The organism is Frankia sp. CpI1-P, assembly GCF_001421075.1.
Taxonomy (GTDB): domain Bacteria; phylum Actinomycetota; class Actinomycetes; order Frankiales; family Frankiaceae; genus Frankia; species Frankia torreyi.
This window is the reverse complement of the sequence record NZ_LJJX01000021.1, coordinates 33,483-47,464: the sequence shown is the minus strand read 5'-3', so window position 1 is coordinate 47,464 and position 13,982 is coordinate 33,483. Positions and strand designations below refer to the sequence as shown.

8 protein-coding genes and 8 pseudogenes are annotated in these 13,982 nt (G+C 73.7%); 9 read left to right on the top strand and 7 right to left on the bottom strand.

The window, feature by feature from the left end; all coding sequences use genetic code 11:
• Nucleotides 1–45 precede the first annotated feature (45 nt).
• Nucleotides 46–747, bottom strand: a pseudogene (locus tag FF86_RS15520) (TIGR03620 family F420-dependent LLM class oxidoreductase); the annotation flags it as partial.
• 1 nt (nucleotide 748) lies between these two features.
• Nucleotides 749–966: LLM class flavin-dependent oxidoreductase (locus FF86_RS49450; RefSeq protein WP_242418847.1), on the bottom strand; the 218-nt coding region annotated here is incomplete at its 3' end.
• 144 nt (nucleotides 967–1,110) lie between these two features.
• Between FF86_RS49450 and FF86_RS15515 the strand changes: the two are divergent.
• The 6 genes and pseudogenes from FF86_RS15515 to FF86_RS15500 form a co-directional block, all read left to right on the top strand.
• Nucleotides 1,111–2,108: pseudogene (locus FF86_RS15515) on the top strand (thiamine pyrophosphate-dependent enzyme); the annotation flags it as partial.
• Nucleotide 2,109: 1 nt separating this feature from the next.
• Nucleotides 2,110–2,499, top strand: a pseudogene (locus FF86_RS49445) (hypothetical protein); the annotation flags it as partial.
• Nucleotides 2,496–2,915: pseudogene (locus FF86_RS49440) on the top strand (alpha-ketoacid dehydrogenase subunit beta); the annotation flags it as partial. The pseudogenes FF86_RS49445 and FF86_RS49440, both read left to right, overlap by 4 nt.
• A gap of 1 nt (nucleotide 2,916) precedes the next feature.
• The coding region (locus FF86_RS49435) for an alpha-ketoacid dehydrogenase subunit beta (RefSeq protein ID WP_304438146.1) at nucleotides 2,917–3,569 on the top strand (653 nt) is incomplete at its 5' end.
• A 31-nt stretch (nucleotides 3,570–3,600) separates the two neighbouring features.
• A pseudogene (locus tag FF86_RS15505) lies at nucleotides 3,601–5,059 on the top strand (dihydrolipoamide acetyltransferase family protein); the annotation flags it as partial.
• A 161-nt stretch (nucleotides 5,060–5,220) separates the two neighbouring features.
• Nucleotides 5,221–5,457 carry a hypothetical protein gene (locus FF86_RS15500; RefSeq protein WP_009741405.1) on the top strand — a complete coding sequence of 79 codons (237 nt, stop codon included), beginning with the start codon at nucleotides 5,221–5,223 and terminating at the stop codon, nucleotides 5,455–5,457.
• Between the two features lie 667 nt (nucleotides 5,458–6,124).
• Here FF86_RS15500 and FF86_RS49430 read toward each other — a convergent pair.
• Nucleotides 6,125–7,136 (bottom strand): annotated as a pseudogene (locus FF86_RS49430) (acyl-CoA dehydrogenase); the annotation flags it as partial.
• 1 nt (nucleotide 7,137) lies between these two features.
• Nucleotides 7,138–7,972, bottom strand: an 835-nt coding sequence (locus tag FF86_RS49425) for an acyl-CoA dehydrogenase family protein (protein WP_242418830.1), incomplete at its 3' end; no start/stop codon positions are given.
• Between the two features lie 167 nt (nucleotides 7,973–8,139).
• Here FF86_RS49425 and FF86_RS49420 point away from each other — a divergent pair.
• The 3 genes and pseudogenes from FF86_RS49420 to FF86_RS49415 all read left to right on the top strand — a co-directional run.
• Nucleotides 8,140–8,886: pseudogene (locus tag FF86_RS49420) on the top strand (patatin-like phospholipase family protein); the annotation flags it as partial.
• 1 nt (nucleotide 8,887) lies between these two features.
• Nucleotides 8,888–11,588, top strand: a pseudogene (locus FF86_RS15485) (DUF3376 domain-containing protein); the annotation flags it as partial.
• A gap of 1 nt (nucleotide 11,589) precedes the next feature.
• On the top strand, nucleotides 11,590–11,838 hold a 249-nt coding region (locus FF86_RS49415), incomplete at its 5' end, for a hypothetical protein (protein ID WP_242418829.1).
• Between the two features lie 30 nt (nucleotides 11,839–11,868).
• Here the strand turns inward: FF86_RS49415 and FF86_RS15480 are convergent.
• The 3 genes from FF86_RS15480 to FF86_RS15470 all read right to left on the bottom strand — a co-directional run bounded on the left by FF86_RS15480 (nucleotide 11,869) and on the right by FF86_RS15470 (nucleotide 13,954).
• A complete protein-coding gene (locus FF86_RS15480; RefSeq protein ID WP_044885427.1) occupies nucleotides 11,869–12,588 on the bottom strand; it encodes a hypothetical protein in 720 nt (239 codons plus the stop codon).
• 179 nt (nucleotides 12,589–12,767) lie between these two features.
• Complete coding sequence (locus FF86_RS15475; protein WP_199865389.1) at nucleotides 12,768–13,241, bottom strand: hypothetical protein; 474 nt, start codon at nucleotides 13,239–13,241, stop codon at nucleotides 12,768–12,770.
• 50 nt (nucleotides 13,242–13,291) lie between these two features.
• Entirely contained in the window at nucleotides 13,292–13,954 is a 663-nt protein-coding gene (locus tag FF86_RS15470) for a nitroreductase (RefSeq protein WP_044885486.1), read from the bottom strand.
• Between the last annotated feature and the right edge of the window lie 28 nt (nucleotides 13,955–13,982).

Sequence of the window (13,982 nt, the reverse complement as noted above, 5' to 3'; positions counted from 1 at the left end):
CGACAGCGGCCACCCGGCTGACAGCGGCCACCCGGCTGACAGCAGTTACAGGGCCGACAGCGCCGACAGCGCCGGTGCCAGTTCGCGCCACTGCCGGCGGGGCAGCCCGCGGCGGTCGAAGTCCAGGACCTGTACGGCGACCTGGTCGGCCCCGGCGTCGAGATGCTCCTTGATCCGGCCGAGCAGGACGTCGGGGTCGCCCCAGGGGACGATCGTGTCGACCAGGCGGTCGGAGCCCGCGCCGGCGAGGTCGTCGTCGTCGAACCCGAACCGGCGCAGGTTGGACGTGTAGTTCGGCAGCCGCAGGTAGGACCCGGTGTGCCGGCGCGCCAGCTCCCGAGCCTGCTCGGGGTCGTCGTGCAGGACGAACGCCTGTTCGGGGACGAGCAGCTTGTCCGGGCCGAGGATCTCGCGGGCCGCCGCGGTGTGCTCGGGCGGGACGAAGTAGGTGTGCGCGCCGTCGGCGCGATCGCGGGCAAGACCCAGCATCTTCGGCCCGAGCGCGGCGAGGACCCGCGGCGGCGGCTCGGCCGGCGCCACCGCCCGGTACTGCTCGGCGGCCATCCGGTCCATCTCGTCGAGGTAGGCCGCCATCTGCGCGAGCGGGCGGGTGTAGGCGGCGCCCCGGATGTGCATCAGCTCGGCATGGGAGACGCCCAGCCCGAGCAGGAAACGGCCGGGGAACGCTTCCGCGAGGGCGAGCTGCGCGGCGGTCATCGTCAGCGGGTTGCGGGCGAGGATCTGCGCNATCCCGGTCGCGATCGTGATCCGTGAGGTGGCCGCGAGGGCGAGGCTCGCGGTGACAAGGACCTCCCGGCCCTTGACCTCACCCGTCCACAGGGTGGGGTAGCCGAGCTCGTCAAGCTCGGCGATGGCCTCCCGGACGACGCCGGCCGGGGAGAAGTCGAACTGCCCGCTCCAGATGCCGACCTTCCCGATGTCGCGGCGGGCCGGCGGGCGGGGCACGTCCTGCGCACTCGTCACCGCGACACCGTACCGACCCGCGGCCCCGGCACCGAGCGGGGAGGCGTGACCACCCGCGCGGCGGACTCGCAGATCGGGTTGCCGGCCTCCGTCTGAGGTCTATCGTTGCCGAGTGTGACGGAGCTCATGCAGCTACTCACTCCGACCGGTCATCGGATCACCGTCGCGTCCCGGGCCAGGACGCCCGAACCGGACGCGCCGCCCGCCGCGCCGCCCGACCGGCCGGCAGACACACCGCCGACCCCTGGCCGTCCGACGCCCGGCCGACCGACCCCCGGCCATCCGAAGGCTGGTCCGGACGCCGGACCGCCGAGTGGAGAACTCACCGCCGTCGACATCGACCTGCCCGCGTACGTCGCCGACCTCACCGACGACGAGCTGTTCGGTCTGTACCGGGACATGGTGCTGGTCCGACGCATGGACGAGGAGGCGACCAGCCTGCAGCGGCAGGGCGAGCTCGGGCTGTGGGCGAGCCTGCGCGGCCAGGAGGCGGCGCAGGTCGGATCCGGGCGGGCGCTCGGGCCCGACGACATGGCGTTCCCGTCCTACCGCGAGCACGGGGTGGCCTGGTGTCGCGGCGTCGACCCGGCGGCGGTCCTGGCCATCTTCCGCGGCGTCAACCTAGGCGGTTGGGATCCGGCCACGCACGGCTTCGCCCTCTACTCGATCGTCGTCGGTTCGCAGACGCTGCACGCCGCCGGCTACGCGATGGGGATGACCTGGGACCGCTCGGCCGGGGCCGCGATCGTCTACTTCGGGGACGGCGCGTCCAGCGAGGGCGACGTCAACGAGGCGTTCGGCTGGGCGAGCGTGTTCTCCGTCCCCCTGGTGTTCTTCTGCCAGAACAACCAGTGGGCCATCTCGGAGCCGACCCGCCGGCAGAGCCGGACCGAGATCTTCCACCGGGCGGCCGGATTCGGCTTCCCCAGCGTGCGCGTCGACGGTAACGACGTGCTGGCCTGCCTCGCCGTGTCCCGGTGGGCGCTGGCGATCGCCCGGGCCGGTCGGGGGCCGGTGCTCGTCGAGGCGGTGACCTACCGGATGGGCGCGCACACGACGGCCGACGACCCCACCCGCTACCGGTCGCCGGTCGAGCTCGAGGTGTGGCGTCGGCGGGATCCGCTNGACCGGATGCGCGCCCATCTTGCGGCCCGTGGCCTGCTCGGTGAGGAGCGTGACCGGCACCTGGCCCTCGAGGCCGACACCTTCGCCCACGAGCTGCGCGCCCGCTGCACGGCGATGCTCGACCCGGACCCGACCAGCCTGTTCGACCATGTGCAGGTCACCGAGAATGGGCTGGTGGCGGAGCAGCGTTCGGCGTTCGCCGCCACGCTCGATCCGGGTGACGGCGGGACGGACGACCGGCTCGACCGGGAGGATCGACCCGGCACCGGGGATCGACCCGGCACCGAGGATCGACTCGGCGTGAGGAATGGGCTCGGCGTGAAGGGTGGACTCGTGGCGGGCGAGACGCACGTACCAGGCGAAACGCAGCTACCAGGGGAGGCGTGGTGACCAGCGGAGCCGTCATCACCGGCGAGCAGCCCGCCGAGGTCGGCGGGGAGCGAACCGGCGAGCCCGCCACCCCCGTGCCGATCACCCTCGCGAAGGCGTTGAACCTGGGCCTGCGCTCGGCGATGGCGGCCGATCCCAAGGTGATCGTGATGGGCGAGGACGTGGGCACCCTCGGCGGCGTGTTCCGGGTGACCGACGGCCTGCAGAAGGAGTTCGGCGAGGCCCGGGTGATCGACACGCCGCTGGCCGAGTCGGCGATCATTGGAACCGCGATCGGGTTGGCCATGCGCGGCTACCGGCCCGTCTGCGAGATCCAGTTCGACGGCTTCGTCTACCCCGCGTTCGACCAGATCGTCAGCCAGCTCGCGAAGCTGCACTACCGCTCCGGCGGGCGGATCAGGCTGCCGGTGACGATCNGCATCCCGTTCGGCGGGGGCATCGGCGCCGTCGAGCACCACAGCGAGTCCCCGGAGGCGTACTTCTGCCACACCGCGGGGCTGAAGGTCGTCGCCTGCTCGCACCCGGTCGATGCCCACCAGATGATCCAGCAGGCGATCCGCTCCGACGACCCGGTCATCTTCCTGGAGCCGAAGCGGCGGTACTGGGAGAAGGCGGTGGTGGACCCCCGTCCGCTGGGCGAGGTGTCCCCGGATGGGACCACCGGCCTGCACAGCAGCGCGGTGGTGCGGGCGGGCACCGACGCGACCCTGGTCGGCTACGGCCCGACGGTGCGGACCTGCCTGGATGCCGCCGAGGTCAGCGCGGCCGACGACGGCCGGTCGTTGGAGGTCGTCGACCTGCGCTCGTTGTCCCCCCTCGACCTCGAGCCGGTGCTCGCCTCCGTGCGGCGGACCGGACGGCTGGTCGTGGTGCACGAGGCGCCGTCGAACGTCTCGGTCTCCGCCGAGGTCGCCGCCCGCGTCGCCGAGCAGGCGTTCTACTCGCTGGAAGCGCCGGTGCTGCGGGTCACCGGGTTCGACACCCCTTACCCTCCCGCCCGTCTCGAGGACCACTACCTGCCCGACGTCGACCGCATCCTCGACGCGGTGGACCGGTCCTTCGGCTACTGACCCGCCCGCACTATCCGAACTGGGGTTCCCCGTGGCGCAGCGACAGTTCCGGCTCCCTGACCTGGGCGAGGGTCTGACCGACGCGGACATCGTCCGCTGGCTCGTCCAGGTCGGCGACTCCGTCACGGTGAACCAGCCGCTCGTGGAGGTCGAGACCGCCAAGGCGGTCGTCGAGATCCCGAGTCCGTTCGCCGGGGTGCTGGTGGAGATCCACGGCGAAGCGGGCAGCACCCTGGCCGTCGGCGAACCGCTGCTGACGGTCCGGACGGCCGATGCCGGGCAGCCCGAGCCCGCGGACGCGGCCCCCGCACCGGCGACGGCCGCGTTCGGGTCCGCCGGCGGCGCGGCGGGCGGGGGGCGGCTGCCGGCCTCCCGCGACGGTGGTGCCGGCGAGCGCGTGCCCGTGCTCGTCGGCTACGGGCCGCGCCAGGGTCAGCAACGTCGCCGCAGTCCCCGCCGTCAGGCTGCCCCGGGACCCGCCCGCGGGAGCGGACCGGCGCGGGTGGACGGCGCGGGGCTCGACAAGCCCGCGGTGCTCGCCAAGTCCGCGGTGCTCGCCAAGCCACCCGTCCGCAAGCTGGCTCGCGACCTCGGTGTCGACCTCGCCGGGATCGCCGGTACCGGCCCCGACGGCACGATCAGCCGGGACGATGTCCAGGCCGCCGTGCACACCGTCGCCCGAGCGGCGCCCGCGGCGACTCCGGCGTCGCAGCCGACCGCACCGGAGGCGACGGCTACGCCCACCGCACCGGAGGCGACGCCGCCCGCCAACCGGCGGATCGGCGCGGTCCCGGCCGACGCGGCTTTCTCCTCCGCGACCGGGGCCTGGCACGTGCCCGTCGTCGGGGTACGGCGGTCGATGGCTCAGGCCATGGTCGCCAGCGTCACCGCCGCGCCGCACGTCACCGAGTTCCTCAGCGTCGACGTGACCGCCACCATGGCCGCGCGCGAGCGCGTGGCGGCGCTGCCGGAGTTCGGCGGCATCAAGGTCACGCCGCTGCTGTTCGTCGCCAAGGCCCTGCTCGTCGCCGTGCGCCGGCATCCGATGATCAATTCTCGCTGGGTCGAGGACGGGGGCGCGGGGCGGGCGGAAATCCAGGTCCCCGACCGGGTGAACCTCGGCATCGCCGTGGCGGGGCCGCGCGGCCTCGTCGTGCCGAACATCCCCGACGCGGGCCGGCTCGATCTCGTCGGCCTCGCGCGGGCACTCGCGGGGCTCACCGCATCGGCCCGGGCGGACCGGCTCGACCCGACGGATCTTCGTAGCGGGACCATCACCATCACCAACGTGGGGGTGCTCGGCGTCGACGTCGGAACGCCGATCCTGAACCCGCCGGAGGCCGCCATACTTGCTCTGGGCTCGATCCGTCCCACTCCCTGGGTGCACGACGGTCAGCTCACGGTACGTACGGTGGTGCAGCTCGCCCTGTCCTTCGATCACCGCATCGTCGACGGGGAACTGGGTGCGGCGGTGCTCGCGGATGTGGGTGNAGTGCTGACGGATCCCACGCTCGCCCTCGCCTGGTCGTGATCGACTCATCGGATCCACCAGCACGCCACAAAGCACACGAGAGGGGCGCACAACGGCGCACAGTCGGCCCCCTGGTACGGTTGCGCCTCTGACCGGCTTCCGGCACAAAGAGGTGGAACCATGACGCGAGTGGAGGCACTTCAGGCCGCGGACGAGTTCGTCGCCAAGGTTCTGACCTCCGCCAACTCCAGCGGCCGGTTCACCGGCACGCTGAACCTGGCCGAACGGGTCGACCTCACGCTCCGGGTGGCCCGGTTCCTCCTGGAGGGGCAGTCCTCCTCGGACACCGACGACCTGCTGAAGCGGGACATGCGCAACGAGCTGGACCAGGCCTTCCCGCCGCTGCGCACGTCCTGACGCCGACCCCGGACGAACAAGCCGCCCGGAGCCCGGTTCCCCGGACCCGGATCACGGGTCGTTCGGGGAGCCGGGTCGTTCGGGGAGCTGGGCCGGGCGGCGGCGGGCAGGCGGACGGGCCCGGCAGGAGACAGGAGACAGGAGCTCACCGCCGCGACGCGGAGCGCTCCTCGCTGCCGACGTGCACGACGGGCTGCGGCTCGGGGTTCGCCTCCGGGTGGCGCGCGGAGTTCAGCTTGCGGTCCTCCTCGGGCGTGAGGTCCGGCTCACGCCGACGCGGTGCCTCGACCGGGGTGACCGGGTCGACCAGGATCGTGTCGTCGACCGAGATCGGCGTCGGCACGCCGCTCTCCACCGACTCCTCGACGATCTTGCGGCGCCACTGGTTCTGGTACAGCGTGATGCCGAGACCGACTGCGCTGACGAGCATCATGATGAGGCCGACCATGTCGAGGCTGAGGCCGGAGGGATCGGAGCGGANGGCGAAGGCGAGGATGGCNCCGAGGGCGAAGAAGGCGAGGCNCAACGGGATTCCCATGCCGCCCCATCTACCCGCGGAACCGCCCAATACAACCCCGCCGGGCCGGCAATTGCCACGGACCGCGCGAGACCTTCCGCGATCCGTGGCAACCCTCGCGGACCCACCGCGACTCGTGGATCATCGAGCTCAGAACGCATCCTCGGGGAGATCCATGAGTCCGAGCCCGGTCGACTCGACCACGGCCCGGCGCGCCTTCAGCTCGGGCAGCACGTTCGCCGCGAACCAGCGGCCCGCGGCCACCTTGCCCTGGTAGAAGGCCGTGCCCTGGTGCCCGGCCCGGGCCGGGCCGGTGCCCGCCTCGTCGAGGGCGCGCAGTGCCGCCTCGGCGCCCCGCAGCAGCAGCCAGCCGATGAGCACATCACCGATGCTGAGTAGCAGGCGGGTGGAGTTCAGGCCCACCTTGTAGACCTGCCGGGCGTCGTCGGCGGCACCGGTGAGGTAGCCGACCAGCGAACCCACCATCGCCTGGACGTCGTCCAGCGCGGCTCCCAGCGCCTCCCGCTCGTACTGCAAGGCGCCGTTGCCGGCCTCCGCCTTCACGAAGGTCTGGATCTCCCCCAGCACGGCGGTCAGCGCCTGCCCGCGATCCCGGACGATCTTCCGGAAGAACAGGTCCTGGCCCTGGATCGAGGTGGTGCCCTCGTAGAGGGTGTCGATCTTGGCGTCCCGGATGTACTGCTCGATCGGGTAGTCCTGCAGGTAGCCGGAGCCGCCGAAGATCTGCAACGAGGTCGAGAGCAGCTCGTAGGACCGCTCGGAGCCGACCCCCTTGACGATCGGCAACAGCAGGTCGTTGATCCGGACCGCGAGTTCGTCGTTCTCGCCGCGTGCCGCCGCCTGGGCCACCCGGTCCTGGAACGTCGCGGTGTACAGCACCAGTGAACGCATGCCCTCGGCATACGCCTTCTGCAGCATGAGCATCCGGCGGACGTCGGGATGGTTGATGATCGCCACCCGGGGCGCGGTCTTGTCGGCGGACCGGGTGAGATCGGCGCCCTGTACCCGGGTGCGGGCGAAGTCGAGCGCGTTGAGGTAGCCCGACGACAGCGTGGCGATGGCCTTCGTACCGACCATCATCCGGGCGTACTCGATGACCTGGAACATCTGCGCGATGCCCTCATGCACGTCGCCGACCAGCNAGCCGACCGCCGGCGCCCGCTCGCCGAAGTTCAGCTCGCAGGTCGCGGAGACCTTCAGGCCCATCTTCTTCTCGATGTTGGTGACGTACACGCCGTTGCGCTCCCCGGGCGCTCCGGTCGCCGGATCCGGCATGAACTTCGGCACGACGAACATCGACAGGCCCTTCGTGCCCGGGCCGTGCCCCTCCGGCCGGGCGAGGACAAGGTGGAAGATGTTCTCCGGAACATCCCAGTCGCCGCTGGTGATGAACCGCTTGACGCCCTCGATGTGCCAGGTCCCGTCGGTCTGCTCGACCGCCCGGGTCCGGCCGGCGCCGACGTCGGATCCGGCGTCCGGCTCGGTGAGCACCATCGTCGCGCCCCAGTGCCGCTCGATGGCGTAGCCGGCGAGTGTGCGCTGCCACTCGTTGCCCAGCCGGTGCAGGATCGCCGCGAAGGTCGGACCGGCCATGTACATGAACACGGCCGGGTTCGCCCCGAGCAGCAGCTCCGCGGCAGCCCAGGCAACCGTCGGCGACGCGCCGAGGCCCCCGAGGTCCGTCGGGACGAACAGCCGCCACCACTCGCCGTCCTGGACCGTCCGGTAGGAGCGTTTGAAGGACTCGGGCAGGGTGACCGAGCCGGTGGCCGGGTCGAGCGTCGGCGGGTTGCGGTCGGCATCGGCAAACGACTCCGCGACCGGGCCGGTGGCCAGATGCTCCAGCTCGGCGAGCACCTCGTGCGCGGTCTCGGCGTCCATCTCCTCGAACGGAGCGGTGCCGAGCGTGCGATCGACGCCGAACACCTCGAACAGATTGAACTCGAGATCCCGCAGGTTGCTCCGGTAGTGGCCCATGAACGGCTCCTTTCCGGGAGCGCCGGGCGGCGCGCACGGCCGGGACCGGCTTGCTACTCGTGAGTACGGTGTTCCCATGCTACCCACGAGTAACCCGTTGACAAGTAGGGCGACGCAGTAAACAGCTCCACCAATCCGCACCGACCGCGACAAGCGCGGATCGGGCGATGTCCGGCACGTCTACCCTTGCCACCATGCGTGACGAGACGACCCAGGAAGTGCGGCTTGCGGTCGTCATGACCGGTGGCGCCAGCCTCGCCGTGTGGATGGGCGGAGTCGCCACCGAGATCAACCTGGCCACCAGCCCCGGGCACACCCGCGCCGACGATGCCGACGCCGCGGTCGCCGCCCGGTACGCGCGGCTCGCGGCCATCCTCGACGTCGAGCTCAGCGTGGACGTGCTCGCCGGGGCCTCCGCCGGCGGGATCAACGCGACCATGCTCGGCTTCGCGAACGCCCGTCACGGCGACCTCGCCCCGCTGCGCGAGCTGTGGCTGTCCCTGGGCTCGCTGGACACGCTCATGCGCACCCCGGACGAGAAGGCGTACCCGTCGCTGCTGCGGGGGGACGCCGCCGTGCTGCCCGCCCTGCACACCGCCCTCGGCGCCGTGGCCGGGACGACCGCACCGCAGCAGGCCGCCGCCCGGCCGACCTCGGTGTTCGTCACGACGACGATCCTTCGGGGCGAGGTCGCCGAACACTCCGACTCGCTCGGCGGCACGATGTACGACGTCGACTACCGGGGCCTGTTCGTGTTCGGCACACCGGACCTCACCGATCCCGCGGCGATCCCACGCCTGGCGCTCTCCGCCCGGGCCAGCTCCGCGTTCCCTGGGGCGTTCGAGCCGGCCTACGTGCCGGTCGGTCACGCCCTCGACGACACCCACCCGGACATGGCGCGCTTCGTCAACGCCNCCCGTTCCTTCCACGCCTCCGACGGCGGGATCCTCGTCAACCGGCCGATCGGCCCGGCGCTGGCGGCCATCTTCGACCGCCCCGCCGAACGCCAGGTCCGCCGGGTGCTGACCTACGTCGTGCCCTCTCCCCGTCCGACCCCGGCGACGCGCGACGCGCAACCCAGTGACCGGCAGACCCCCGGAACGCACCAGCTCCCCGAAACGCACCAGACACACGGGCCTGGGCTGTTCCGCGGAACCCGGCTGTTCCGCGGAACACAGCCCGAGCCGGGGCGGGCGACCGATGCGCCGCCAGCGCCACCAGCGCCGCCGCTGCCGTCGGTGAGCGGCACCCTGCTGGGGGCGCTCGGCGCGGCCCTGAACCAGTCGATCGGCACGGACCTCGCCGCGCTGCGCGAGCACAACGAGGCCGTCCGCGGAGCCCGGGCCGGCCGCCGGCGTCTGCTGCGGCTGGCTCCGGCGGGCTCGGCCCGGCTGGCCGACGACAGCGTCTACGACGCCTACCGGCGCGCGGTGGCCGAACAGATCGCGACGCCGGTCATCGAGGCGCTGCTGCACGTGCTCACCGACCGCGCGGACCTGCCGCGCCCACCGGACGCCGATGCGCTGCGCACCGATGCCGCGGGCCGCGCCCGGATGACCAACGCCGCCGTCGGCGCCGTCCTGGAGACGTTGCCCGGCCGGTTACCGGGCGTCGGAGACCTCGACGAGCTGTGGCGGCTCGGTCAGCCCGCCCTCGACGGTGTCCGGGGCATCCTCGTCTCCATGATCAACGAGGGGTACGTGCTGTGCCCCGAGCCGGTCGAGCGGGCCCGCCTCGCCCGGCTCGCCGCCGCCGTGCACGACGCCGCCCTGGCCGGATCCGGCAGCCCGCCGCACCCCACCGGATCCGGCCGCGCAGGGGGGTGCGCGGCCGGGTCGGAAACCGCGGACGCGCGCGGGCCCGCTTCGCTCTACACCTCGTCGCCGCGGCCGGGGGTGTTCACGACAGTCAGCGAGACCCTCGCCGCGATGCCCGGAGCCCCGCTGCTCGACGTCCTCAAGGAGGCGACCCGCCGGTGGCTGCGCTCCGATCCCGCGGGGGCGGCGGATTCAGCGGGTCCCAGCGTTCCAGCGGGTCCCAGCGTTCCAGCGGGTCCCAGCGTTCCAGCGGGCCCCGGCAGCCCAGCGGGGCCCGACGACCCGGCGGGGCCCGACGACCCGGCGCAGCCGGGGTCCGGGTGGGCGTCCCTCGCGCCGGTCGTCGGCGAGCTGCGCGGTGAGATCGCCGCCCTCGTCCGCCGCTGGACCCCGCCCACACCACCCCCCACGGGGCCCGGGATCCAGCCGGCGGGGCTCAGCGTCGGGCAGCGCCGGGCGCTCGCCGCCCGCACGCTCACCGACTTCGTCCACTACCTGCCGACGACCGGTGCGGACGCATTGATCGCCCTGCTCGATCTGCACCTGGTCGAACGCGCCACGACCGGCGGCGTGCTGGACCAGCCGGTCGAGCTCGTTCAGATCAGCGCCGACCTTCCGACCGCCCTCGACCCCGCCCGCCGCCTCGCCGAAGACAAGATCACGGGCCTGCAACTGGGCAACTTCGGCGCCTTCGCGAAGTCCTCCTGGCGGGCCAACGACTGGATGTGGGGGCGGCTCGACGGCGCTGGCTGGCTCGTGCGCATCCTGCTCGACCCGCGCCGGCTCGTGCTGCGGCGGGACCTCGCCGTGCCCACCGGCCCCCCGGCCGGCCCAGGCGGTGCTGCCGACGACGGGCGGGTCGCCGGCACCGCGGCGCTGGCCCGGCGGGGCTGGCTGGTCGCGCTCGTCGACGACCTCGCCGAGGTCGCGGGCACCCCCGTCTCGCAGGACGCGCTCGACGAACTCGCCTTCCTCGCCGATCCGGAGGCGCCGGTGCCGCCCAGCCTGCCGGTCACGGCCACCTGGGTGGCCGCCGGAATTCAGCGGGACATCGCGGCCAAGGAGCTCGTCGGCCTTGCCCGGGCCGTCCGCCAGGACAACGACTCCGGCCTCGATCCGCGACCCACCGCCGACTTCCTCGCCGCCGTCGACCGAGCCCTCGCCCCCGAGCCGGCCAGCACCCCACCGGCCAGCACCAAGCCGCCGACCAGCACCTCCCCGGCCGGGAACGCTGACGGGACGATGGCGGGTGCTTCCACCGGTGCGGAGGTGATCTCGCTGGCGGCTGCCGCAGCCGCCCGGGTCGCAGCATCGCAGCGGGCCGCGGGAGCGCCGGCGACCGCGCAGGAGCCGCCACCCGCCACGACCGCCACCTCACAACCGTCAACCCCGCCACGACCGCCGGGCCTCAGCGGGGTGCCGGTGGCACCGGGAATGCTCGCGCCGCGAGCCGTGGACGACGTGCTGCGGGCCTGCCAGGTCCCGGCGGAACGCATCACCGACCGGGCGCAGGGCCCGATCCTCGTCACCGACCTGGTCCAGATCGTCGCCGTGGTCGCCGCCTGGATTGCCACGATGCGGATCCTGCCGCGGCCCCTGCGACCGGCGGCGTTCGTGGTGCGCACGGCGGCGCGGCTGGCCTGGGAGCTGGTCCGGGACGTGTCCCATGGCCGGCGGCGGGTGGTGATCGGGCTGGGGGCGGCGCTGGTGGTCCTGGGGATCGTCGGTGGTGTGGTCAGTTCCGGCGTGGTCGGGGGACTCGGCATCCTCGTCGCCCTGCTCGGCCTGCTGATGATCGGNCTGACGAGCTGGCGACGGGTGCCCGGCGGGCTGGCCGTGCTCGCCGCCGGGCTGATCGCGGTGATCGCGGCGGCGGGAGTGTTCCCGGTGCTGCACGACCGGCTGTTCGACTGGTTGGAGGACGACGCGGTTCCCTACCTCGCCGACCATCCCTGGGCCTGGGCGACCGTGTTCGGCGCGCTCGTGCTGCCCGGTGCCTGGTCGCTCGCGGAGGCCCTCACCACCCGCCGGGCCCGCCGCCGGGGCTGAGCGCGGGCTGGCCGACCCCTCCGCGGTCGCTCAGGAGACGTCCGACCAGCTCAGCAGGCCGTTCGGGTCCCGCAGACAGGACACCGGCCGCCCGGCGGAGTCCCGCAGGACCCGGCCGACGTCCGCCGGCTGGCACGACCCGCCCTCTTCCGGCCGCGACTGGGCGGAGGACGTCGGCGGCTCGGTGGACCACCGGCCGTCGGCGGAGGACACACCACCGACGGCGGAGGACGCACCACCGTCGGCCGGGACGCAGTACAGCACCAGGCCGTTGACGGCCATCGCCGGGGCTTTGCTGCGGTCAGGCGCGCACGCCTCGCCGAGGAACACCGCCGACGGCTGCGGGGTCGGCACCGCAGTGGTCGCGGCGGCCCCGCCGGCACCGGCACCCCCGCTGGTCGCGCCGGGGGCGGGGCTCGCCCCGGGAGCCGCCGGCGCCGCGCCCGCACCCGACCCGGCCGACCCAGCCGCGCCCCCCGACCCAGCCGCGCCCCCCGACCCAGCCGCGCCCCCGGACCCGGAGGCGCCGGACGAACCACCGCCGGCCGTGGCGCCGTCGGGCGCGGCGCTCGCCGACCCGGTGGCACCCCCGGCGGCCGGCGGGGTCGCCGCGGGCGCGGCCGAGGTGCCCTGGTCCGGCGGGAAGGGGCTGGTTGTGACCGAGGTGTCCGACCGGGCGGCGACGTCCTCGCCCGTCGAGCCGGACTCCGAGCAGCCGACCAGAACCGCGAGCAACAGTCCGCCCGTCATGGCCAGACCGAGCCGCCCCGGGCCCGAACGGGCGGCCGGCCGGCCGTTCCCCGGACGCGGGCGGGCGGACCCGTGCCGTCCCGGTGCTTGCGCACCACTCACGGCGAACCTCCCGTCGCAGGTCGGGAGCCGAGTCATACCCGGTTTCGGGCCCGGCCGACCAAGGCCCCCGGTCCAGCTTAGGTAGCCTCCTGCTCCCGCCGGGGCAACTTGCCGGGAACTGGGCCGTCCGGGCTCGTTCCCGGCGATGTGGGGACCCGTTGGGCAACGCTGCGCATTGTCGCGGCCGCCTCCACGTCACGAACGCACAACGCAAGCACCGTCACCACCAATGCAAGTTCCGCCACCACCAATGCAAGCTCCACGGGGACGAGGAGGGCCCAACGTCTCGCGAGCGCGTCGGCCGCGCCGAAGCCCGCGGCCGGCAGCGCCAGAACGGTGGCCACGAGCGCGACGCCGAACGCGGAGGCGAGCTGCCGCTGGGCGGTGGACAGCGCCGAGGCGTCGCCGGTGCGAGCCGGGGTGACGGTCGCGAAAGCCGCAGTCTGGGTCAGCAGGAAGACGAAGGACTTGAGACGGGCCGGTCGACAGGGCGTACCGGATGCCGGCCAGCCCACCCCCGGCGAGCAGGTAGCCGACGAGGTCGAATCCACGCGCCGCCGTCGTGGACGTCGGCGGGGCGCAGCACGCGAATCGCGGCCACCTACCCGACCGGGCCCGAGCGCGCCGAACCGACCGGCTGCACGGCCCCGGCGGTCGTCGCGACCTGGTCCGGGACGGCTGCGGCGACGGGCCGCAGCGTGCCGTCCACGGCCAGCTCGGCGGCGACCCGGTCGAGCGGGACCGCGGGCCGCGGCGGCAGCGGCGCGGCCTGGGCCTGCGTGCCGAGCTCGACCCAGCCGACCAGCTCCTCGCCGTCGGCCAGCCCGAAGGCAGCCCGGACCTGCGCGCTGTCCGGCAGCGGCACCGACTTCCAGGCCGAGGCCAGGCCGAGGGCGTGGGCGGCCAGGCAGATGTTCTGCGCCGCGGCGGCGGCGGAGGCGTCCTGCTCGGCGACGGGCACCTTCGACTCGACGCGGGCCGCGACGACGGCGATGAGCGCCGGGGAGCGGGTGGCCTTGCCGGCGGCCTTGCGCACGACCGGCTCGGGCAGGGTGCCGACGGCCTGCGCGGCCGCGGCGATGGCGCCCGCGAGGGTCGCCCGCGCGTCGCCGCGGACGACGACGAACCGCCACGGCCGCAGCATCTTGTGGTCGGGCGCCGTGGTGGCGGCGCCGAGGAGGACGGCGAGCTGCTCGGTCGTCGGCCCGGGCTCGACGAGTCGGGTCGCGGTGCGACGCGTCATGAGGCAGGCGAGGGCATCCACGTGGGACTCCTTCATTGGCGAGGTACCC

Excerpts from the sequence above, each read along its gene's own strand:
- FF86_RS15500 (WP_009741405.1), top strand. The coding sequence starts at position 5,221 with ATGACGCGAGTGGAGGCACTTCAGGCCGCGGACGAGTTCGTCGCCAAG.
- FF86_RS15480 (WP_044885427.1), bottom strand. The coding sequence starts at position 12,588 with ATGACGGGCGGACTGTTGCTCGCGGTTCTGGTCGGCTGCTCGGAGTCC.